Consider the following 22,366-nt stretch of genomic DNA (forward strand, 5'->3'; position numbering starts at 1 on the left):
GTGGATCAGTCCTGTTTTCCCCTGATTTCGAGGGAACACAGCCATGCTGTCGGGAGTAGCAGAAGTTCGAGCCGTCGGGCCTTGATCCAACGCCGCCCTTGGAATTGCCGCGCATGATTGGCATGGGGTGGCATCCACCGGGCCGGTGGGACCGTGAAGTAGAGAAAAGGGCGCCAGCCACGTGAGTTCAAATGAGCAGGCTTTGACCAGGAACGGCACGAGGCGCGGGCCTATCAGCCGGTTGCTGGGCCCCTTCGCCGTATTCCTTCGCGGCTACATCGAAAATCCGGGTATGGTTGCCTCGGTTATCCCGTCCTCGCGCGTCACCATCGATGCAATGCTGGAACGGGTCGACTGGAAGAACTGCAAGCTGTTCGTCGAATACGGACCGGGCGTGGGGACATTCTGTCCCCATATCCTCGACCGCTTGCCGCCCGGGGGGCAATTGCTGGTGATCGACACCAACCCGCGATTTATCGAGTACCTGAACGAGACGATCGACGACGGACGCTTTCATGCAGTGCTCGGCTCGGCTGCTGATGTCGAGAAGTATGTCCAGCAACTGGGACACGAGAAAGCGGATTACGTGCTGTCAGGCCTGCCGTTCTCCAGCCTGCCGGAGGACGTCGCAACGGCCATCGCAAAGGCCACCCAGCGAGTGATCCGGCCCGGCGGCGCATTCCTTACCTACCAGTTCCGGCCGACGGCGAAGGAACTGACGGAAGAATATTTCGACCGGATCGAGACTGGCTTCGTCTGGCGCAACATACCACCATGTCTGCTTGTTTGGGGCTGGAAGGAACCCGTAGAGGCCAGTTAGGCCAGATTCCCAGCATTGCGGGACAAAGAAAAAGCCCGCCATCCGGTCTCGGATAGCGGGCCTTTTCCAACTCAGTATGGCCTGTCGCTGTCGCGCGGTCAGCGAACCCGCGGGCCACCGAAAGGCAGCGGGGGCGGGGGGCGGCGCACGCCGCGCGGAAGCTGCGCCTGATAGGCCCGACCGCAGTGCTCCACGCAATATGGGAAACCAGGGTTCACCTTCTCGCCGCAGAAATGGAAGTCGGGTTCGCCCGGATGGCCCATCGGCCAGCGGCACACCCGGTCATTCAGATCGAGCAGGCTGGTCTTGTCCGCGATAGAGGGATCGGGCTTGGCCGGCACGAGGCGACGGGGCGGGGCAGGGGGAATCGGCGCCTGCTGGTCGCCCGGACCCTGCCGCAGGAAGCCGCCAGGACCGTAGGAAACGATCTTGGGCAAGTCTTCCCGCTTGTCGGGCATGGGCTGGTTGGCGTTGGTGGGCGCTGCTTCTTCGCTCCTGGGTTCGGCCGCCTTGGGAGCTTCGGGCTCCTTTGCCTTCTTGGGCGCGGGTGCCTTCGGCTTTGGCTTGGCGGCAGCGGGCTTCGCCGCGGCTTCCTTCTTCTTGGCGGCCTTCTTCTTCTCGTTCGCCTTCACCGGGCTGGGGCGTGCCTTCAGGCCCAGCCGGTGCGCCTTGCCGATGACAGCGTTGCGCGAGACACCGCCGAGTTCGGTGGCGATTTCGCTCGCGGTCGCGCCGCCCTCCCACATCTTGGTAAGGGTGGCGATGCGTTCTTCGGTCCAACTCATGGGATAAACAGATTCCGTTCGTGTCGGCCCCTGTAGGGCCATCTCTAGTTCTTGCCAGCCCGGCCATAGGGAGATAGTCGCGCCCCCATGGTCGATCAAGCACCCGCTACAAACTCCGCACAAGGCGAATTCATCGCATCAGGCAGCAATGCCGGGCGCAAATTCCCGCCGAAGGGAGAGCCGCAGATCACCGGGATCAACCGGATCGGGCTGTGGAGCCTCTATATTAAGGAAATCCGCCGCTTTCTCAAGGTGCAGACGCAGACGGTGTGGGCACCTGCCGTTACCACCCTGCTGTTCCTTGTGATCTTCACCGTCGCGCTGGGGCGCGGCGGGCGTGAAATCCTGGGGGTGAACTTCGGCACTTTCGTGGCGCCCGGCCTGATTATGATGGGCATGATGCAAAATGCTTTTGCCAATTCCAGCTTCAGCCTGCTGGCCGGCAAGCTGCAAGGGACGATCATCGACCTGCTGATGCCGCCACTGTCGGAGGCCGAACTGATGATCGGCATCGTCATGGCAGCCATCACGCGCGCGGTGATGGTCGGCGGCGCGGTGGCGCTGGCCATGCTGCTGTACCCGGATGTCGACCTTTCCGTGGCGCATCCCTGGGCGGTCGTATGGTTCGGCCTGATGGGCGCCACCATGCTGGCGATCTTCGGCCTGCTGGCCAGCATCTGGGCGGAGAAGTTCGATCACAACGCCGCGATCACCAATTTCATCGTCGCGCCGCTGAGCCTGCTGTCGGGCACGTTCTACGTGATTTCCAACCTCTCGCCCTTCTTCCAGGCGGTGAGCAAGGCCAACCCGTTCTTCTACATGATTTCGGGCTTCCGCTACGGCTTCCTGGGTGTCAGCGATATCGGGAATGACAACGCCCATGTGGTCGGCGCGGCCATCGGCGTCGGCGTGCTCAACCTGGTGCTGGGCGTGATTACCTACCGCGTGCTGAAGAGCGGCTGGAAGATCAAGTCGTAAGGGATCAGTGGGTCAAGCTGCGGCGCAGGCGATAGCGCCCGGCGCTGAAGTGCTCGAACAACTGATCCACCTGCGGGTGATCGATAGGCTCACCCTCGGTATCGGCCAGCAGATTCTGCTGGCTGACGTAAGCGACGTATGAGCTGTCTTCGTTCTCTGCCAGCAGGTGATAGAAGGGCTGGTCCCGGTCGGGCCGCTGGCCTTCGGGAATCTGCTCGTACCATTCTTCCGAATTGGCATAGACCGGATCGATATCGAAGATCACACCGCGAAAGTCGAACTTGCGGTGTTTCACGATGTCGCCGATGGCAAAGCGGGCACGCGACCGGCGGGGAGCATCGATGCGACGACCGGCCTGAGACGAGTAGAATTCCGAGCGATCCATAGTGCAAATATATGTTGGATGCGCCTTTCGACAAGCGTCGGGGCCTGGCAGTCCCCCGATTTTGCGAGATTTCGTGAGGAAGGGACTTGGCAAGCACGGATCACTCCGCTAACCGCCGCGCTTCCCTATCGACTGCAGTTTTGCAGACAGCGGATACCCCTTGCGGAGAGGTGCCGGAGTGGTCGAACGGGGCAGTCTCGAAAACTGTTGAGCCCTTACGGGTTCCGAGGGTTCGAATCCCTCCCTCTCCGCCACCGGCCTTTTCAGGGCCATCCAGACATCTCCAGAAATGCGCAAAAACCTTTACAATTGCGCCATTTGCGACTCCAATCCCGTCCACGCCAGTCTGCCCCTAGCCAAATGCATGTTGGGGTAAATTGGGGGTAGCGAAAACTCGGATTGGGGGTATCGGATGCTGACGGACAAGGCGGTGCGCGCGGCGGGGGCGAAGGACAAGGCCTACAAGCTCACCGATAGCCGAGGACTGTACCTCCACATATCGGGCAAGGGTCACAAGAGCTGGCGCTACAAATATCGCTTCGAGAAGAAGGAGCGCTTGCTCACTTTGGGCACCTATCCGGAGGTTTCTCTCGCCGAGGCCCGTGAAAAGCGTGACGAGGCGAAGAAGATACTGCGTGAGGGCCGGGACCCTCGGCATGCGGTGAAGCGCGGACGACTCGTAGGTGAGGAGGGGGCGCCGAAGTCCTTCGAGACGGTGGCCCGCGAATGGCATGGGCTTCAATTGGGCCGCTGGAAGCCGGTGCACGCCAACGATGTCATTACCAGCCTCGAACGTGACATCTTTCCTGATCTCGGATCTATGCGCTTGGCCGATATCGACAAGCCGCTGCTTCTGGCTGTTCTGCGCAAGGTCGAGAACCGTGGTGCCATCGAGACGGCTAGGCGTCTCAAGCAGCGCGTCGCTGCGGTCTATCGCTATGCCAATGCCGAGGGTGCTAAGCTCGAAAACCCCGCTACCGAGATCAACGATGCGCTGAAGCCACTGCCACCGGCGAAGCGCTATCCGGCCTTGCTGTCGGTTGAGGCGATACTTGAATTGATGGGAGATATCGATCGGGCAGGGGCTTCGCCGGTGAATCGTTTGGCAGCGCGGGTACTTGCACTCACCGCGCAACGCCCCGGTATGGTGCGCTTCATGGAATGGGACGACATTATCGGTATAGACTGGGCTAGTCCTCAGGCTGATAGCAGCGATGCCTTGTGGACGGTCCCTGCGGAGAAGATCAAGCAGGAGCTTCACTTGCGCAGCGATGAAGCCTTCAGCCATCCTATTCCGCTATCGCGGCAGGCTGTCGAAGCTCTCCGCGCTGTGCGCTGGCTTACGGGGCGATCGCCGTTTGTCTTTCCCGGCGCGCGTTCGGGCCTCAAGCCAATCAGCGAGAATGCCATCGGCTATCTCTACAACCGCGAGGGCTACAAGGGACGGCACGTCCCGCATGGCTGGCGTTCCAGCTTCTCGACCATCATGAACGAACAGGCGGAGCGGGAACTCGGTAACGATGTCCGGCTCTTGGCCGATCGCATGATCATTGACCTGATGCTCGCGCATACCCCTAAGGGAATGTCTGCAAGCGAACTTCGGTACAACCGCGCTGCCTACATGGCTCGCCGCCGCGAACTCGCTCAACGCTGGGCAGACATGATCATGGAAGGAGCGATACCGCCAGAGGAGATTGTCGATAGTCCCGGACGCAAGCGACGCTAGCTTTCGCCGCGCTTTGCTGCCTGTTCGGCGATCCAGGCATGAACTTCGGTCTTCAGCCAGCGTGAACTCGCTCCAATCTTCACGCGCTCGGGGAACTGCCCCTTTCTCTCGTAATCGTAGATTGAAGATCGGCTACGATTAATTAGCGTGCTGACTTCCTCTACGGTGAGCAATTCGGGACCGACACCGGGCGGAGTGGATGCCACATGCGCATGGCCCTCTACCTCCCCGTCAACAATGCCGATCTCGCGATCAACGCTCCGCCTCGCAACAGACCTTGCCGCGCGCAACTGCGGGTCGACGATTTCTTCTATCTGGCGATTGGACAGTGGTCCGAGCGGTTTGAGGCTTGCGAGCCAGCTATCGAACTGCTGGCCATCGACGAAGATACGATGCGTCGGCTCGGCCCTCTCGTTAGCCCAATGGTCCATATTCAACGCACCAGTTGCGAAGCGCGGCAAGGTATCATCGAGCTCCCACAACTCAGGTGCGATAGCGGTTACCTCTCCGCCGCCCAGCGGGCGTGCAAAACTGGCAAGACGGCCGTTCGCAAGCACGCGCGACAGGAGCTCGGCCTCGAGCCGGACGAGATCGCGCGCGGCGTCGTTCTCACCGTCATCCTCAGGGGCGGCGAAGATTTCAGGCAACTCGTGGGACTGGAAGCCCTGACGAAAAACGACGAGGTCGGCAAACGCTGATGTAAGCGTCCGTTTTCCACCGGACACCATAGACGTGCGCCCCTCGTAGGGAGACCAAGGAAAGATCGTAGTGGTCATCGCGGAGCGGATAGCAGGCTTTGTCCCAAGAGCAACGAAATGGCCGTTTTGCGCCCTCATCTCGGACATTAGCCCCTCCCCCGCGATTGCCTGCAACCTGCCATTCGTCACTCTGAACGTCGATGGCCGCCACGCGGCTTCTTCTAAAGATGCAGTGGAGAATCCTAGGTCTGTTCGCGTGCGAGAGCGGCGAGGCTGCTTGGCCGTTGCGATGATTTGGTGAAATGCGCGCTGAGCGCAGTAAAGCCGCCGGGATCGAAGCCCGCGTCTGTGATCCGGAACCAGATCCATGCGACATACGCGTCCAGGATCGACCAGCCTTCCTCCAGATACCATTCCTGCTTTTGCAAGAGTTCGTCGATCTGGCGCAACTGCATCCGCAACATCTCGTCGGCCTGCTGCCTGATTTGAGAGGCGTTCGCTGCCTCGCCCGAAATCAGTTCCGGCTTTGCAAATCGGGTCACCAGCGGGTGCAGGTCGCTCGAGCAGCGGAGCATCATCGAGAGGAGGTGAGCCCTGCCAGCGGCAGTGCTCCGGATAGGCAGCAATCGCGCTTCGGGATAGGTTTCGGCCAGGTAGAAGAGGATCGCGCCGTTCTGCGTGATCAGGCCATCGTCCGTCATGAGCGCTGGCACCTTGCCCGACGGGGTTATGGCCAGAAAATCTGGCTTGCGGTGTTCGCCCTTCGACAGAGCGACCAGCCTCGTTTCGAACGGCTGGCCGATTTCCTCAAGGGCTGTGAGCGGAACCCGGGAGCAACTGCGGGGAGAGAAATAGAGAAGCGGCTTCATGGCAAAGCGCGCTATTGGCCGGAAACGGCGTTGTCGGTTACTTCGCGGACAAACGATTCGATCTCGTCGGCAAGACGCCTGTCTGACGAACCGAGGTGGTATGCCATCGAGAAATGGTTGTGGCCCGAACCGACGTAGGTCCGAGGCAACTGTCCATGCTGTTCGAGCCGCCTGCTCAGAACGCCGAGGAATTCCGTCTGGAATCGCGGTGGATCGAATTGCGCGCAGCACACCAGTAGCGGGAGGTCCGTCGCGACGACGGCATCGAGCGGCGCCATCTCGGCATGGCGGGTTTCGTCATCGCCGTAATAGCTCCGGTCGCGCCGGTCATCCATCGGCGTGACGCCGTAGACTCCGGAAAGGAACACCGCGCCACGCACCTCGCCTGCGTGATCTGGCCGGTGCTTCAGGTACCCGGCTACGTGCGCAGCCCCAGCGGAAGTACCGGTAACCACGATCCTGTCAGGGTCTCCGCCATGCTTGCCGATATTTTCGCGCACCCAGTCGACAGCCATTGCCAGATCCTCTGATCCGGAAGGCCAGACGTTGTCGGGCGCGAGCCTGTAGTTGATGACCACACCGATCATGCCGCGCGATGCTGCCATGCGACCGACATTCGCGTTCGGCCATGCAGAACCCTCACCGCCCTTGTCTCCGCGCAGGAAGCCTCCGCCATGGACGAAGACCAGGACCGGCAGCGATGCCCCGCCACCCTCGGGACGATAGATATCGAGCCGGTGCCGCTCATGCGGACCATAGGGGACATCCGCTTCGCTCACAGCCACCCGCTGGGCCAGTGCAAGCTGCTCATCTTCGTAGAGGCCATGAACGAGCTCGATCGATTCCGGGCTGATCTCCGTTCCCTGCCGGGCGAGCGCCTGCGCAACCTTCTGAATCGACATTCTATACTGTTCCTTCTGCCATCGTGCTGACACTCTGCGATGAATTCGCTGCAACTCCGGCCACTTCATCGGCGATCAGCTTCTGAAGCTTGCGCCTTGCCAGCACTGCGGCCTTGTCGATCGGCAGCAGCGCGGGTTTCAGGTCCATGATCTCTGCATGACCGATCGCCTTCGCCTGGGCATCGATCATCGCCTTGTCTTCTTCGATGAAAGCGCGTTTCAGCGCTGCCGCAAAGGCGTCTGCGGTGTGGGCATCCTGCACTTCGCGGTCGAGACTGGCGAGATAGAAGTAATGGGCGCTCGTGTCGGTTTCGGGCGTGAACAGGTGCAGGGACTGGGCGCCTGTCGTCCAGTTCTGCGCCTCGTCCACTGGCTCGACGGTGATGGCGAGAAGCATGTTGGACGGCGCGCTCCAGACCACTTCCATCGTCCTGTTCACGCGCTCTTCGCCGGACTTGTAGACCTTGGCCAAGGTAGGCGGGAGGACCTCGTCGAGCATTCGCCTGGTGGTCGTAACCGTCCGTTCGTCGTGCGTCGTTTCCACTTTCGCCCGGCTCACCGCGTCCGTGCCCAGTGCCGGATGCAGGAATTCGATATGGCTGAGATCGAGGATGTTGTCCGACATCAGCTGGTAATTCGCCTCGCCGTGCAGATAGCCGCGACGGACATGAAAGCGGTCTTCCTCGAGGCTGGGAAAACGGGGCAGCAGGTCGTAGTCGACTTTTCCGGCGTCCCCCATCCACAGCCACAGGATGCCGTGACGGACGGCCAGGGGATAAGCAGCCACCGCCAGGCCGGCCGTCTTCCCATGCGGGTTGTGGACGCATTTGCCGGTGCGATCGAAACCCAAGCCGTGGTAGCCGCAACGAACCTGCCCATCCACGACGGTCCCACGGTCGAGAGGTGCGAAGCGATGCGGGCACAGGTTCCCGATGGCTGCCGGTGTTCCATTCCTGTCCCGGTAGAACAGCACGGACTCGCCTAGAATCTTGCGGGAGAACATAGGCTGAGTGTCCAGCTCTTCCGCGAATCCGCCCGCGTACCACGCATTGCGCAGGAACAGGCTGTTGCCCGCCGATTGACGCGATTTGCCCATGTCTTTCCAGTCCTCTTCCGCCTTTCGCGCGCCTTCCCGATAAATGAGAGACGCGCCATTTTTCCGGGTGAATGCCAGACGAGAGAGGTTTCCGTCTAATTCTAGTTCTCGATCAAGCCATAAATTCTGATTATACACCTAGCTGCGTGGACCAAGCGAAACTCGCAATGCCGGGCGAACACATCTACGAATTGTCGAAACGCTCTGCGGCTGGGACATGCATAAGATAGTTTTATGGAAACCAAAGTAATCGGTATTTTACATTATCCGCCGGTTCTTGGACATTCGAACCAAGACAAGTGATCGGAGGAGTTCAGCCTTCGGCGGGAGTGGATAAGATGAATACCCTGATTAAGAACGTTCGGATTTTCGACGGAACAGGCGCGCCCAGCTATGATGGCGCAGTTCTCGTTTCCGGTAATCGCATTGCGAAAGTCTTGCGTGCCGATGACGACGCCGATCTTCCCGACGCCGATCAGGTGATCGACGGCGAAGGCAAGACGCTGATGCCCGGCCTCGTCGATGCCCATACGCACCTCACCTGGGGTTCCTCGATCGAGAAGATCTATCACCAGTTCATCCTGTCGGAAGACGAATATAACGTAGCGGCACGCCGCAATGCCCGCGTCCTGCTCGATCATGGCTTCACCAGCCTCTACTCGGCGGGCGCCCTCACCGACGGCCTGGAGCCTGCGCTGCATGACGAGATCGATAGCGGCAAGACCGTGGGGCCGAGGCTGATCCCGTCCACCATCGAGCGCAGCCCTGAGGGTGAGGAAGGCGTCGATACCGGCGGCGTGTTCCACGGCCGGGGCCCCGATGCGATGCGCGAGTTCGTGCAGCACTGCAAGGACACGGGTGTCGAATCCATCAAGCTCGTCGTTTCAGGCGAAGATGCTCTTAAGCCGGATACGGCGATGGACATTCTCTACACCGAAGAGGAAATCCAGGCCGCGGGTGAAGCAGCGAAAGACGCTGGGCTATGGATCGCGGCGCACACCTATTCGCCCAAGGCGATCCGCATGGCGATCGATGCCGGAGCGCGGGCGCTCTACCACTGCTCCTTCGCAGACGACGAAACCGTCGATTACATGGCGAAGCACAAGGACAGCATTTTCTATTCGCCAGGCACCGGAGTGTCGGTCGCCGCGCTGGAGGCGAACCCTCCGCCCCACGTAGATATGACGCACATGAAGGCGAGTGCGGCTGCACGCATGGAAGCCGAGAAGACTCTGGTCCCCAAGCTCAAGGAAGCGGGCGTGCGCATCTGCATCGGCGGCGATTACGGTTTCCCGTTCAATCCGCACGGCACCAATGCCCGCGATATCCTGCACTACGTGGAGTATTTCGGGTTCACGCCGACCGAGGCCCTGAAGGCTGCGACGATGAACGGTGGCGAACTGATGGGACTGGAAACCGGGCAGGTGAAGGAAGGCTACCTTGCCGACCTGCTGCTGGTCGATGGCGACCCCACGCAGAACCCGGCGGTTCTGCTCGACGCGAACAACCTCGCGATGATCATGCTCGACGGTGACCTGCACAAGGCCCCTTCCGAACTCGTAACGGCGTAAAGTTCATGACCTATGACGTAATCGTGATCGGCTGCGGGCCGGTCGGCGGCCTCATGGCCAACCTTCTCGCCCGCGACGGCCTCTCCGTCCTCGTCCTGGAGAAGGAGGAGGATCTGCATCCGCTGCCCCGCGCCGTGCACATCGACCATGAGATGCTGCGGCTCTTCCAGTCGGCTGGCGTGATCGATGCGATCCTGCCCGATCTGCGCGAAACCGATGGCCACCTGCACGTGGGCGCCGATCACGGCGTGATCCGCTACATGGGCACAGTAGGCAAGCCGCGCCCCTTCGGCTGGGCCAACGATTACTTCTTCTATCAGCCTGAACTGGAGCAACACCTGCGCGATGGCTTCGCCAAGAATGCGAAAGTCACGCTGCTGACAGGGGCCGAATTCCAGGGCCTCACGCAGACCGGCGACTTCGTGACCGTCACTTACACCAAGGATGGCAAGAACCATCAGGCACAGGCGCGCTGGGCCGTAGGCAGCGACGGATCGCGTTCGCCGGTACGCAAGCACTTGGGCATTGCTCTCGACGATCTCGATTTCGAGGAGCCCTGGCTCGTGGTCGATGTCGAAGCCGAGGGCGACGTGAAGTTTCCCGACCTGACCGGCGTTCCCGAAGAGGCGGACCTCCAGCGGCTTTCGGTGATGATGTGCGATCCGGTCCGTCCCGCTACGGTCGTGCCGGGACGCGGAAACCACCGCCGCTGGGAATTCATGCTGCTGCCTGGTGAAGACGACGAGGAAATGATGCAACCCGATGCCGTCGCGCGGCTTCTGGAGCCGTATCTCTCCGGCGTACCGCACAAGATCGTACGCGCCGCGACCTACCGTTTCCACGGCCTGATCGCCGAGAAGTGGCAGCAGGGTAACGTGTTCCTCGCTGGCGACGCCGCGCACCAGACCCCGCCGTTCTTCGGCCAGGGCATGTGTCACGGCTTCCGGGATGTATCGAACCTGGCCTGGAAGATGGCACAGGTCGTCAACGAGGGCGCGAACCCCGCCATACTCGACACCTATCAGCTGGAGCGCGATCCGCATGTCCGCGCGGTCATTGGCGCCGCGGTCAATGTCGGGCGTTACATCTGCGTCCTCGATCCGCAGGCGGCCGCCGAACGCGATACGAAAATGCGCGAGCGGGCCGAGTTCGGAACTTCCGAGACCGCAGGCGATCTGATCCCGGCGATCGGGGAAGGCATCGTCCTGACCGGCACCGAGGCGGCAGGCGAAAGGTTTATCCAACCGAAGATCAACGGCAAGTTGCTGGACGACCAGACAGGCGGCGGCTGGCGGCTGTTTGCGCGCGATGCCGATAGCGCGGTGGCTGCCAACGACATCACGACTATCAATCTGGCGGAGCAGGACGAAGCAGCAAACGTACTGGCCTGGCTCGACGAGCGCGGCGTCGACGCTGTGCTCGTTCGCCCCGACCACTATGTCTTCGGCACTGCCCGCGGATCGGCGCACGCGCTTCTCGACACTCGCAACGCGGCGCTGGGGCTTGGCGACCTCAAGAGCCAGGAGGCCGCGTGATGAAACTCTCGCTGGCTCGTGAAATTCTCGATAGCGCGATGGCGGCTGGCCGCGAAAAGGGCGCGAAGCCACTGGCAGTGGTCGTGCTGGACGCAGGGGGCAATCCCGTGATCGCTGCACGCGAGGACGGTTGCAGCCTGTTCCGGCACACAATCGCGCAGGCCAAGGCGATGGGCGCGCTCGGCATGGGTGCGGATACCCGCGTGCTGGCCGAACGGGCCAAGGGCAATCCGGTATTCTTCCAGAGCGTCAGCGCTGCGGTCGGTGGGCAGGTCGCCTTCTCTCCCGGTGGTGTGCTGGTGAAGGACGAAGAAGGCACCTTGCTGGGCGCGGTCGGCATCAGCGGGGACACGGGCGAAACCGACGAAGACTGCGCGCGCGCAGGGATCGCTGCGGCAGAACGCGGCAATGGAGCATCACAATGAAACTTCGCAGCATCGAACTCGGTGTCGAAAATCCCGCCGAGGCATCGGCATTCCTGACCGATATCTGGGGCATGGCGGAGGCCGGCGAGAAGGATGGCCGCCACTACCTGCGCGGTTCGGGCCCCTTAGCATATCTGGTGGCGCTGGAGGCGGCGGACGAGCCCTTCGTGCGCAGCGTGACCTTCATTTGCTCCAAGGCACGGCTTAGCCAGATCGCCGAAGCGGTGGAGAAGGAAGATCTGGCCGCGCGCCCTGTCGTGTCCGACGATCTTGGAGGCGGCGAAGGCCTGCTGGTCGAACTGCCGGAAGGCTCGATCTTCCGTTTCCTCGCAGACACCGACGATGTGGAGCCGCTGGAAGACGCGGACCTACCGGTGCAGTTGACGCATGTCGTGCTGAACGCAACTGATGCCGAAGCTTGCGGCGATGCAGTCGAGAGGCTTTTGGGCTTCAAGGTATCGGACCGGACGAAGGGCATGGTCTTCGTGCGCTGCAACGATTCCCACCACAGCACCGCCTTTGCCCGTGCTGGCTTCCCCTCGCTCAATCACATCGCCTTTGAGATGGAAGATTTCGATGCCGTGATGCGCGGCACCGGTCGCCTGCGCGATCATGGCATGGCGCCCGCGTGGGGGCCGGGACGACACGGCCCCGGCGCGAACATCTTTTCCTACTTCATTGCGCCCTTCGGCCCTGTCGTGGAATTCTCCACCGCCGTCGAGAAAGTCCCCGAAGACTACAAGACCGGTGCGCCCGAAGACTGGACTTGGCCGGAAGGCCGCATCGATCACTGGGGCCTGTCGGAAAAGGATTTCGACGGCCTGCGCGCTGCCGAGGAAAAGTTCCGCTTCCGGCGCGACTGGGGGCCTGCCTCCCTCGAACACCTCATGGAGAATTCGTAATGCGTCTTGTCAGTTTCCTGCGTCCCGATGGCACTGCCAGCTATGGCAGGCTTGAAGGCTCCACCGTCGTCGATCTGGGCGGATCGGCGGGTGGTTCGCTGCGCGAGGCGCTCGGTAGCGAGGGACCGTTCACGGGCGAAGGAGAGGAGCGCGACCTCGAAAGCGTAACGTTGCTGCCGGTCATTCCCGATCCTGCGAAAATCCTCTGCATTGGCCTGAACTACGCGACCCACGTGAAGGAAACGGGGCGCGAGCAGAAGGAATATCCGGCGGTCTTCACGCGCTGGGCAGATACGCTGGTGGCGCATGGACAGCCGCTCGTCCGCCCGCAGGTCAGCGAGCGATTCGATTACGAAGGCGAGATCGCTGTCGTCATCGGCAAGGGCGGCCACAAGATCGCGCGCGACAACGCGATGGACCATGTCGCCGGATACTCGCTCTTCAACGATGCATCCGTGCGTGACTGGCAGCGTCACAACATCCAGTTCACGCCCGGCAAGAACTTTCCCGGCACGGGTGGTTTCGGGCCTGCCCTCGTCACCCCTGACGAGGTGACCGACATCGCCTCGGTGCGGGTGCAGACCCGCCTCAACGGCGAATTGCTGCAGGACCAGCCGATCAGCGACCTGATCTGGGATATTCCCTTCCTGATCGAATACTGCAGCGCCTTCACCCCGCTGGCACCGGGCGACGTGATCGTCACCGGCACGCCGGGCGGCGTGGGCGATAAGCGCAATCCGCCAATCTACATGAAAGATGGTGACCGGGTGACCGTCACAGCCGAACCGATCGGTGAACTGGTGAACCCGGTAACCGACGAATAACAAAAACCAATAATAACAAGACTACGGGAGATGATAATGAAACTGAAATTTGGAGCCTCGTTGCTGGCGAGTTCTGCTTTCGCCATGATCCTTGCGGCCCCTGCCCATGCGCAGGACAGCGGTGATGGGGATGATTTCGAACAGGTCGACGGCATCACCGAGCAAGAGAACGCCGGCGTTGGCCTCAGCACGATCACCGTGACGGCCAACCGCCGCGAAGAAAGCCTGCAGGACGTGTCCGTGCCGGTGAACGCCATCGATGGCGATGCGCTGCTCAATCGCGGGATTGTGGCGACCGAGGACCTTTCCTCCGCTGTTCCAGCCCTGCAGGTACAACCGGCAGGCGGCTCGGGCCTCTCATTGTTCGTGCGCGGTGTGGGTACCCGTTCGGGCAACTCCTTCGCGGAGAACGCGGTCGCCTTCAACTTCAACGATGTCTATCTCGCCCGTCCGACTTCGGTGGGTGGCACGTTCTTCGATCTGGAGCGCGTGGAAGTCCTCAAAGGGCCGCAGGGCACGCTTTACGGCCGGAACGCCACCGGCGGCGCGGTGAACGTCATCCCGAAGCGGCCTGAGCTGGGTGCAGTCGGCGGCAGCTTCACGGCGTCATACGGCAATTACGATCACGTGCTGGTTTCCGGCGCGATCAACGTTCCGCTCGGCGATACTCTCGCCATTCGTGCAGCGGGCCAGATCAGCGAGCGTGACGGCTACCTCTCCGACGGAACAAGCGACGAGAGCGTGCAGGCCGGACGTCTTTCCGTTCTGTTCGAACCATCCGATCTTTTCTCCGTCACGATCGTGGGTGACTACTCTCATCAGGGCGGAAAGGGCACCGGCAGCGTGATCATTCCCTCCGCTAGCGGAGCTTACGATGCACCTCCGCTCGAGGATCGTGTCGGTGCAACGGATCCACGGGCTCGTGCAGTTCCGATATCTGTAGCGGCGGGCAGCTTTGCCCCCCCTTACTGCGGCGGCTTTGGCGGATTCGTGACCAGCGGCTGCGTCATGGTGGCCGGCGACCTGGGAGAACCTTCGCTGGATAGCGAGAACTACGGCATAAGCGCCAATTTCGAAGCTGACCTCGGCTTCGCCACACTCAATGTCATTCCCGCGTGGCGTCAGGCTTCATCAGACTATGTCAGCTACGTGCCGGGATTCCTGCTCGATGTGACGGACGACTCCGAGCAAATATCGCTCGAAACACGGCTGTCGTCGAACAGCGATGGACCGTTCGAATACGTCGTCGGCGCATACTACTTCAAGGAAGAGCAAAGCGCGATCAATCGTTTCTCGCAAGGGACCCTCGCAACAACGCTGTTCACGCCGGAATTGGAAACGGAAAGCTTCGCATTGTTCGGTCAGGCATCCTTCGCCTTGAGCGACACCTTCCGTCTCATTGGCGGTCTCCGCTGGACCGACGAAGACAAGACCCAGGTGACTTCGCTTGGTCGCGGCGATCCGAGTTTGCCCGATCCCTATAACCCGCCGCTGACCCGGCAATTTACCGGCGAACAAGGCTTCGAGAAGTTGACCTGGAAAGCGGGTTTCGAATTCGACGTCGGCATGGACTCGCTTCTCTACGGTAATGTAGCGACTGGCATCAAATCGGGCGGTTTCTTCGTGGCCGCTCCGCCGGACAACACATTCGAACCGGAAGAGCTCACGGCTTACACTGTGGGGATAAAGAACCGCTTCCTCAACGACCGGCTGCAGCTGAACGTTGAAGCCTTCTACTGGGATTACAAGGACCAGCAGATATCATTCGTCGGCGCGGTGGTTGATGACACGACTGGCGAACTGGTAAACACGGGCCTCACACGAAATGCCGGCCAGGCAGAGATGTATGGTATCGAACTGGACGGGCTTTTCCAGTTGTCGCCATTCGATCTGTTCTCGTTCAATGTCCAGTGGCTGGAAAGCGAGTACAAAGATTTCGAAGTCGCCCTGTTTGGTCCGACACCCGTACTTCCGCCCACCAGCTGTCAGATTCTGGAGACACAGGCCCGACCCGGCGGTTTCCTGTTCCCAACGCAATGTGCCGGCAATCCCGCACTCAGTTCTCCGCGCTGGACCTTCAATCTGGGCTATGAGCATACCTTTGAACTTGGCTCTGGCCTGGAACTGATTGCAGGTGCCCAGACCACGATCGAATCCAGCCGGTACCTCGATGTCGACTTCTCCGAAGAATCCCTTCAGGACAGTAGCATGAAGAGCGATGCCTTCCTCACGCTGGAAAGCATCGATGATGGCTGGTCGCTGACGGCGTTCATCAACAATATCGAGGACGAGGAAATTCTGGCATCGTCTGGCACGCGACCGATCCTGAATATCAAGTACGGCGCGCTGCGACCGCCCCGTACTTACGGTCTTCGTGCAACCAAGCGGTTCTGATGATGAAAATGAAATCGACATCACTTCTCGCAGTTGCAATGTCGGCAATTCTCGCAACCGGAGCATGCGCTTCGGTTGCGCAGGAAGCCCCGGCCAATGGCAACGTCGATGACAATACGATCGCGAGGCTTGCAGGCGGCACTCTGCCTGCCGCCAACAGTCTGACATTGTTGGGTACTGGAGGCGGGCCGATTTCACGGCCCGACCGTGCAGGCAGTGCAACCCTGCTGCGCCTTGACGGGCACAATTACCTGATCGACGCCGGACAGGGCGTTGTCGAGCAGTTGTCCAAGGTGGGTATTTCGAGCGAGCAGGTACCGCTCGTTTTCCTCACCCACATGCATGACGATCACTATGTGGGGCTGCCCGCACTGGCATCGTTCTCCTTCACTCTCGGCGGCAGCGGCGTGACGTTGATCGGGCCCGAACGCACCGGGGAACTCGAAGATGCGGTAGAAGCGATGATGGATCTCAGTGCGGAAATCCGTATCGTTGAGAACCGCATCACGGCCACAGTTGAAGATCACGTCAAATCGCAAGAAATCGCGCCGGGCGAGATTTACCGCGACGACAGAGTGATCGTCACCGCGCTCGAGAATCACCATTACCGCTTTGCGGCGGAAACGGATGTAGGGCGGTCGAACAGTTCCTTGGCCTTTGCCTTCGAAATGGCCGATCAGCGCATCGTTTTCACCGGAGACACTGGGCCGTTCGATGAACTGGCAGACTTCGCGCGAGGCGCCGATATTCTCGTCGCGGAAATGGCATCCTACGCCGATCGGAACAGCGTCCCCGACTTCGTCATTCCGCACATGGATCGGGAGCATCTTTCACCGACCGAGGCGGGCCGCCTGGCAGCCGCCGCTGGCGTGGAGACGCTGATCCTCTCTCATATCGGCGTGGTTGGCGAAGACGACATCGCCGAGATCAAGCGCCACTTTTCGGGTCGTGTCATTGCAGGCGAAGACCTGATGACCTTCCCCCTGGACTAAGGACAATCGTCATGCATTTTCGACCGCTTCACGCGTTGCTCGCTGCTGCCTTCCTGTGCGCAGCACCTGCCGCGTTGGCTACCGAACAGACCGATGACATGGTAACGCCGTCCGCCGCGACGGAGGCACCCAGTGCCTGGGTCACGCTCGGCACCGTCGGCGGCCCGCAGCCGGTTGCCAATCGGAACGAGCCAGCCAATCTCTTGCTGGTGGGCAATGATGCTCACCTCGTCGACGTCGGCGATGGCGCAGCGACATCCATGATCCGTGCCGGGGTGCAATATGCTGACCTGCGCAGCATCTGGATCAGTCACATCCATTTCGACCATATCGGCGGGCTGTTCGGTGTGCTTGGCCTGCGGCTCCAGACCCGCACCGAAACTCCGCTGACCATCTACGGTCCTCCGGGGACGCAGGAAATCGTGGACGGCCTGCTTGCGGCGATGCAGCCCAGCGCCCGCTCGGGCTTTGGTGTTCCTGGAGAGCAATCCATCGATCCCGCAGCTTCGATCACGGTAAGGGAGCTGGACGACGGCGATGTGGTGAACCTTGGATCGGATACAGTCAGGGTCGCTAACAACACGCACTACAGCTTCGAGGCGGGCACGCCTGAAGAGGAGTATTACCGTTCGCTGTCGTTCCGTTTCGATCTGGCCGATAGGTCGATCGTCTATACCGGCGACACCGGACCGAGCGAGGCCGTGACGGAACTCGCACGAGGCGCCGACATGCTCGTGACCGAAGTTATCGACCTTGAACACACGATGAGGCGCATCAGGGCCAACGCGCAGAACATGCCTTCGCCCGTCGTCGAACAGATGCGTCAGCATCTCAGCACACATCACGTCACGACGGATGATATCGGCAGGATGGCTCAGGCTGCCGGTGTCGGTCAGGTGGTGGTCACGCACTTCGCAGGCGGCGCGAATTCGTCGGCGACAGGACTCGCCCGATACGTGGCGGAGATCAAGGTTCACTACGATGGCCCGGTCCAGGTCGCCAACGACATGGATCAGTTCTGATTGTTCTGGCTCCAGCCTGAAAGGAAGTTGGCATGCAAGCCGGGAATTACATCCGCAAAGAGACTGTCGTCAGCGCCATCATAGGTGCCGTCATCAGCGCTGCGTTCTTCTTCGGGCTTTTCGGTTTCGAGGGACCGGTTCCGGTGGAAGGGCCGGGCAATTACGCCTTCGATTTCCTGCCGCAGAGCTTCTTCGTCGGACTGATGGCATGCCTCGTCCCCACGCTGCTGCTGCGCAAGGCCGTGCTGGCCGGGAAAATCGATACCCGCTCCCCTCCTCCCGAAATTCGCTCGGCGTTCGGCTGGGCCTTTGCGAGCGCGCTGTTCGCTCTTGCAATCGGGTTGATCGTCGGGGCTGTTCTCTGGCTCCTGCCTGCCGATGAGCTCGCCTTCGCTCCCGCGCTGGTTGCCAAGATTGTTTACGGGGCGGTTCTCGGAAGCTTCGTCACCCGCCGCAATCTGGTGAAGCGCCTCAGTCGGAACAGCCTCGCCCATTCCAGTTGATTAGAGGAATTCGACATGCCGATGCACGATCAGTCCGTCACCCGGTATTCCACCGTCGCTATCGTGCTTCACTGGGCGATCGCGCTTCTTCTTATCCTGAATATCGCCCTTTACTGGATTTCCGATAGCCTGCCGGAGGAGCAAGGCCGGGCGCTGATGGACTGGCACAAGTCAACCGGCATGCTGATCCTCATCCTCAGCCTGTTCCGGCTCGGGTGGCGGTGGCTTCATCCCGTTCCTCCCTATCCCGCTGGCTTGCCGCAGTTGCAGAAACTCGTGGCTAAGGCCGTGCACGTCGGTTTCTACGTCATCATGATCGGGATGCCGCTTACCGGATGGGTCATGATGTCCGGGGCCCCGCCCTATGCGCAGATCATCTTCTACGGCCTTTTCGAATGGCCGCGGCTGCCTTTCGTCGACGGCGCGCAGGGCGCGGCCGCCGATTTCTGGGAAGCGGTGGGCGGCTCACACGAATTGCTCGCATGGCTCGCCTATGGCCTGATTGCGCTCCATGTCGCAGGCGCGCTCTACCACCAGTACATCGCGCGCGACGCAATCATGGCACGCATGAGCCCGCGATCAGGGAAATGAGGCGATCTTCGTCCGGGCGCATACGATCCGGCGACGAAAGCGGTTGACGGATCGGGCTCAAAACATGACTTGTCTCCCCCCGCGAGTATCATGACGAACGTCGAAAGCTCGGGAAGAGGGGGGAGCCTGATGCCCATCGATCCGCGCGCATTGCGAACCTACCTGGCCGTGTGCCGGGCCGGATCCATCACAGGTGCCGCGCAGGCTCTCAACATATCGCAGCCAGCGATTTCGGTGACGATCTCGCAACTCGAGGCCGCCCTTTCAACGACCCTGTTCGAACGCACGAGGGCGGGCGTCATCCTCAGTCCCGCCGGCATTGCTCTTAAGCGCCGTGCCGAAGCCCTCGAGTCCTTGCTGAAGTCTGCCGAGGAAGAAGTCGCCATGGCGGACAAGGCCGTCGCCGGTCCCTTCCGCATTGGCGGAACGCCCGGCGCACTGGCCAGCCTGGTCCCCAGGCTCGTTTCCGCCATGCGCGAGCGCGGCCTCAAGTTTTCCATGCACGTCGTAGAACAGACCGATGCGCAACTGACGGACATGCTTCGCAAGGGCGAACTGGACGCCGCCATGGTCACGACCGGCATCGAAGCCCTTGCAGAGGACCTGGAAGAGCATACGCTGACAAGCGACGTCTTCAGTCTGATCGTTGGCCGGAAGAACGATCGCCTGCCAGCCAACATCGAACTGCGCGATACGACAGATCTGCAATGGGTCATGCCAGAGGCAGCCGGCGCATTCAGGCGTCAGATCCGCGCTCTCTTCATTGCCGCTGATGCTCCAATGCCATCCGAAGTCGTCCGTTGCGATTCGCTTCTGGCGACCCTAGCGATCGTTCGTACTACGGATTACGTCACAATCCTCCCGCACGGCGTAGCCTCGGCAGAAATCGATGCCGGATCGTTACGGGCAGTCCAGATCACGGGAGCGCCCTTCCAGCGCAAGATCGGCATCAGGACGATGAAAGACAGCAAGAGCGATCCCACCGTCCGCTCGCTTCTTGACTGCCTCGACGTTTCTTAGCGTCGGTTACAGCTGCAATCAGCGGCTCGCAATTCGATCCTCTCGGCATAACCAAATCGGATACAAGCCCAAATATATATTATTTGATCTTCTCCCAGTTCCGCTCGATCTTGCGATCAAGACAGCGCGAACGGCTGGATATTCTGGGAGGTGAAAATGTGGATAGGCGGCACTTTACGCGGCCTTCGGGATGCGCCGGCATGACAATGACGCTCGCTCGCCTCGATCTGGACCCGTTCGACGAAGCCTTTCTGGCCGATCCCTATGCACATCACGGCGCCATCAGGGACGCCGGGCGGGTCGTCTGGCTCGATTCCATCGGCGCATACGGCATGGCGCATTACGAGGATGTCCGGCGGGCGCTTCGCGACCATGAGACCTACTGTTCCGCGCGGGGTGTGGGCCTGGCCGATTTCGCGAAGGAGGAGCCATTTCGCCCCCGTTCGCTGCTGCTCGAGGTCGATCCGCCCTTGCACAACCGGACCCGGTCGATGATGAACGGGATCGTCTCGCTCAAGGCACTCAAGCAATTTCGCCCTCTTTGGAAGGAGAAGGCCGAAAGCCTGATCGATGAGCTTGTCGGACGGCGGCGCTTCGATGCTGTTTCCGACCTTGGCGAGGTATTCCCTATGATGGTGTTCCCCGACACCATCGGTCTGATGGACGAAGGACGCGAGCTTCTGCTCGACTACGCCGCTATCGTCTTCAACGCCTTCGGACCGAGGAATGCGGTGTTCGAGGAGTGCAATCGCGGCAAGGAAGGAGCTATCGATTGGGTCGCGCAGGCGTGCAAGCGTGAGTACCTCAAGCCGGGCGGTTGGGGCATGCAGGTCTACGAAGCAGCGGACCGCGGCGTGTGTTCGCATGACGAGGCCGAGCGTCTGGTGCGCTCATTCCTGAGCGCTGGCGTGGACACCACCGTCAACGGCATCTCTCACCTGGTCCTGGCGCTGGCCGAGCATCCCGATGAGTACGCCAAGCTGCGCGCCAATCCGCGCCTGGCGGTAAAGGCATTCGAGGAAAGCCTGCGCTGGGACTCGACCGTGCAGACGTTCTTCCGCACAACCACGCGCGAGGTGGAAGTGGCCGGCACGGTGATACCGGAAGGGGCCAAGGTCCTGCTGTTTCTTGCCGCGGCAAACCGCGATCCGGCGCGATGGGAAAATCCCGAACGCTTCGACCTTGACCGCAACGCCAGCGGCCACGTCGGATTCGGGTTCGGTATCCATCAGTGCCTCGGGCAGATGGTCGCCCGGCTCGAAGGAGAACTGATCGCCACCGCACTTGCCGAGCGCGCGGCGGCGATCCGCCTCGCCGGCCCTCCGCTTCGTCGCCTCAACAATACCCTGCACGCCATCGAAAGCCTGCCGGTCGAAGTCACGCCTGCCTGAGATCCAATCGAATGTAGTGCCGACCCCAAGCTGGGCAAATTTCCCCTGACCACAGTCGGATGCGACGCTGATTGTATCCACGAAGTCACTCGCGAAAAATCTGATCAAGGAAGTAATTGAGAATGAAAACCCGTGCCGCCGTAGCTTTCGAAGCCAAGAAGCCGCTCGAGATCGTCGAGCTTGACCTCGAAGGCCCGAAGGAAGGCGAGGTGCTGGTCGAGATCATGGCGACCGGCATCTGCCACACCGATGCCTACACGCTGGACGGGCATGACAGCGAGGGCATCTTCCCCTCGGTGCTGGGCCATGAAGGCGCAGGTATCGTGCGCGAGGTCGGCCCCGGCGTTACCAGCGTGAAGCCGGACGATCACGTGATCCCGCTCTACACGCCGGAATGCCGCCAGTGTAAGTCATGCCTTTCGGGCAAGACCAACCTGTGCACCGCGATCCGCGCAACCCAGGGCAAGGGCCTGATGCCCGATGGCACCACGCGCTTCTCCTACCAAGGCAAGCCGATCTACCACTACATGGGCTGCTCCACCTTTTCGAACTTCACCGTGCTGCCGGAAATCGCGGTTGCGAAGATCCGCGAGGACGCACCGTTCCAGACCAGCTGCTACATCGGCTGCGGCGTGACCACGGGCGTTGGCGCTGTCACCAACACCGCCAAGGTGCAGGTGGGCGATAACGTGGTGGTCTTCGGCCTCGGCGGGATCGGCCTCAACGTGATCCAGGGCGCGCGCCTTGCCGGGGCGAACCAGATCATCGGCGTCGACATCAACCCCGACCGCGAGGAATGGGGCCGCAAGTTCGGCATGACCGACTTCCTCAATACGAAGGGCATGAGCCGCGAGGACATCGTCGCCAAGATCGTCGAGATGACCGACGGCGGCGCGGACTACACCTTCGATGCCACCGGCAACACCGAAGTGATGCG

The 22,366-nt window shown here is 61.2% G+C and carries 22 protein-coding genes and 1 tRNA gene; 17 read left to right on the plus strand and 6 right to left on the minus strand.

Annotated elements, in window-relative coordinates; translation table 11 throughout:
* The first annotated feature begins 202 nt into the window (after positions 1-202).
* Entirely contained in the window at positions 203-820 is a 618-nt protein-coding gene (locus D4Q51_RS01975) for a class I SAM-dependent methyltransferase (protein ID WP_240624518.1), read from the plus strand.
* A 98-nt stretch (positions 821-918) separates the two neighbouring features.
* Here the strand turns inward: D4Q51_RS01975 and D4Q51_RS01980 are convergent, their stop codons facing one another.
* On the minus strand, positions 919-1,605 hold the full coding sequence (locus D4Q51_RS01980) for a GcrA family cell cycle regulator (protein WP_120076073.1): 687 nt from the start codon (positions 1,603-1,605) through the stop codon (positions 919-921).
* An 87-nt stretch (positions 1,606-1,692) separates the two neighbouring features.
* Between D4Q51_RS01980 and D4Q51_RS01985 the strand changes: the two genes are divergently transcribed.
* A complete protein-coding gene (locus tag D4Q51_RS01985) occupies positions 1,693-2,583 on the plus strand; it encodes an ABC transporter permease (protein WP_120076074.1) in 891 nt (296 codons plus the stop codon).
* 4 nt (positions 2,584-2,587) lie between these two features.
* Here the strand turns inward: D4Q51_RS01985 and hspQ are convergent, their stop codons facing one another.
* A complete protein-coding gene (gene hspQ, locus D4Q51_RS01990) occupies positions 2,588-2,968 on the minus strand; it encodes a heat shock protein HspQ (RefSeq protein ID WP_120076075.1) in 381 nt (126 codons plus the stop codon).
* A gap of 164 nt (positions 2,969-3,132) precedes the next feature.
* Between hspQ and D4Q51_RS01995 the strand changes: the two genes are divergently transcribed.
* Both D4Q51_RS01995 and D4Q51_RS02000 read left to right on the plus strand, forming a co-directional pair.
* Positions 3,133-3,222 (plus strand) — tRNA-Ser (locus tag D4Q51_RS01995).
* Positions 3,223-3,380: 158 nt separating this feature from the next.
* Entirely contained in the window at positions 3,381-4,694 is a 1,314-nt protein-coding gene (locus tag D4Q51_RS02000) for a tyrosine-type recombinase/integrase (RefSeq protein ID WP_120076076.1), read from the plus strand.
* On the opposite strand, the gene D4Q51_RS15835 is transcribed toward D4Q51_RS02000, so the two are convergent.
* The 4 genes from D4Q51_RS15835 to D4Q51_RS02020 form a co-directional block, all read right to left on the minus strand.
* On the minus strand, positions 4,691-5,470 hold the full coding sequence (locus D4Q51_RS15835) for a helix-turn-helix transcriptional regulator (RefSeq protein ID WP_205689425.1): 780 nt from the start codon (positions 5,468-5,470) through the stop codon (positions 4,691-4,693). The genes D4Q51_RS02000 and D4Q51_RS15835 overlap by 4 nt on opposite strands.
* 164 nt (positions 5,471-5,634) lie before the next feature.
* Positions 5,635-6,261 carry a glutathione S-transferase family protein gene (locus tag D4Q51_RS02010; RefSeq protein WP_120076077.1) on the minus strand — a complete coding sequence of 209 codons (627 nt, stop codon included), beginning with the start codon at positions 6,259-6,261 and terminating at the stop codon, positions 5,635-5,637.
* Positions 6,262-6,272: 11 nt separating this feature from the next.
* Positions 6,273-7,163, minus strand: a complete 891-nt coding sequence (locus D4Q51_RS02015; protein ID WP_240624519.1) for an alpha/beta hydrolase — start codon at positions 7,161-7,163, stop codon at positions 6,273-6,275.
* A gap of 1 nt (position 7,164) precedes the next feature.
* Positions 7,165-8,397 (minus strand): aromatic ring-hydroxylating oxygenase subunit alpha, encoded by a 1,233-nt coding sequence (locus D4Q51_RS02020; protein WP_162925100.1) that lies wholly within the window; start codon positions 8,395-8,397, stop codon positions 7,165-7,167.
* A 200-nt stretch (positions 8,398-8,597) separates the two neighbouring features.
* Between D4Q51_RS02020 and D4Q51_RS02025 the strand changes: the two genes are divergently transcribed.
* The 13 genes from D4Q51_RS02025 to D4Q51_RS02085 form a co-directional block, all read left to right on the plus strand.
* Entirely contained in the window at positions 8,598-9,830 is a 1,233-nt protein-coding gene (locus tag D4Q51_RS02025) for an amidohydrolase family protein (RefSeq protein ID WP_120076079.1), read from the plus strand.
* A gap of 5 nt (positions 9,831-9,835) precedes the next feature.
* On the plus strand, positions 9,836-11,365 hold the full coding sequence (locus tag D4Q51_RS02030) for a bifunctional 3-(3-hydroxy-phenyl)propionate/3-hydroxycinnamic acid hydroxylase (RefSeq protein WP_120076080.1): 1,530 nt from the start codon (positions 9,836-9,838) through the stop codon (positions 11,363-11,365).
* On the plus strand, positions 11,365-11,790 hold the full coding sequence (locus D4Q51_RS02035; RefSeq protein ID WP_120076081.1) for a GlcG/HbpS family heme-binding protein: 426 nt from the start codon (positions 11,365-11,367) through the stop codon (positions 11,788-11,790). The genes D4Q51_RS02030 and D4Q51_RS02035 overlap by 1 nt, the downstream gene beginning before the upstream one ends.
* Positions 11,787-12,692 carry a VOC family protein gene (locus D4Q51_RS02040; protein WP_120076082.1) on the plus strand — a complete coding sequence of 302 codons (906 nt, stop codon included), beginning with the start codon at positions 11,787-11,789 and terminating at the stop codon, positions 12,690-12,692. The genes D4Q51_RS02035 and D4Q51_RS02040 overlap by 4 nt, the downstream gene beginning before the upstream one ends.
* Positions 12,692-13,516, plus strand: a complete 825-nt coding sequence (locus tag D4Q51_RS02045) for a fumarylacetoacetate hydrolase family protein (protein WP_120076083.1) — start codon at positions 12,692-12,694, stop codon at positions 13,514-13,516. Before D4Q51_RS02040 ends, D4Q51_RS02045 begins: the two co-directional genes overlap by 1 nt.
* Before the next feature lie 84 nt (positions 13,517-13,600).
* The gene (locus D4Q51_RS02050) at positions 13,601-15,910 is read left to right on the plus strand and encodes a TonB-dependent receptor (protein WP_240624520.1); all 2,310 of its coding nucleotides are present in this window, start codon (positions 13,601-13,603) and stop codon (positions 15,908-15,910) included.
* Positions 15,910-16,902 carry an MBL fold metallo-hydrolase gene (locus D4Q51_RS02055; RefSeq protein WP_120076084.1) on the plus strand — a complete coding sequence of 331 codons (993 nt, stop codon included), beginning with the start codon at positions 15,910-15,912 and terminating at the stop codon, positions 16,900-16,902. The genes D4Q51_RS02050 and D4Q51_RS02055 overlap by 1 nt, the downstream gene beginning before the upstream one ends.
* Before the next feature lie 11 nt (positions 16,903-16,913).
* Positions 16,914-17,924 (plus strand): MBL fold metallo-hydrolase, encoded by a 1,011-nt coding sequence (locus D4Q51_RS02060; RefSeq protein ID WP_120076085.1) that lies wholly within the window; start codon positions 16,914-16,916, stop codon positions 17,922-17,924.
* A gap of 32 nt (positions 17,925-17,956) precedes the next feature.
* Positions 17,957-18,427 (plus strand): hypothetical protein, encoded by a 471-nt coding sequence (locus D4Q51_RS02065; protein ID WP_120076086.1) that lies wholly within the window; start codon positions 17,957-17,959, stop codon positions 18,425-18,427.
* 15 nt (positions 18,428-18,442) lie between these two features.
* Positions 18,443-19,018 (plus strand): cytochrome b, encoded by a 576-nt coding sequence (locus D4Q51_RS02070; protein ID WP_120076087.1) that lies wholly within the window; start codon positions 18,443-18,445, stop codon positions 19,016-19,018.
* A 129-nt stretch (positions 19,019-19,147) separates the two neighbouring features.
* Complete coding sequence (locus D4Q51_RS02075) at positions 19,148-20,038, plus strand: LysR family transcriptional regulator (protein WP_120076088.1); 891 nt, start codon at positions 19,148-19,150, stop codon at positions 20,036-20,038.
* A 200-nt stretch (positions 20,039-20,238) separates the two neighbouring features.
* Complete coding sequence (locus tag D4Q51_RS02080; RefSeq protein ID WP_120076089.1) at positions 20,239-21,429, plus strand: cytochrome P450; 1,191 nt, start codon at positions 20,239-20,241, stop codon at positions 21,427-21,429.
* Between the two features lie 122 nt (positions 21,430-21,551).
* Positions 21,552-22,366, plus strand: an 815-nt coding sequence (locus tag D4Q51_RS02085) for an alcohol dehydrogenase catalytic domain-containing protein (RefSeq protein ID WP_120076090.1), incomplete at its 3' end; no start/stop codon positions are given.

The sequence above is a fragment of the Aurantiacibacter odishensis genome (assembly GCF_003605195.1).
In the GTDB taxonomy this organism is placed as follows: Bacteria; Pseudomonadota; Alphaproteobacteria; order Sphingomonadales; family Sphingomonadaceae; genus Alteraurantiacibacter; species Alteraurantiacibacter odishensis.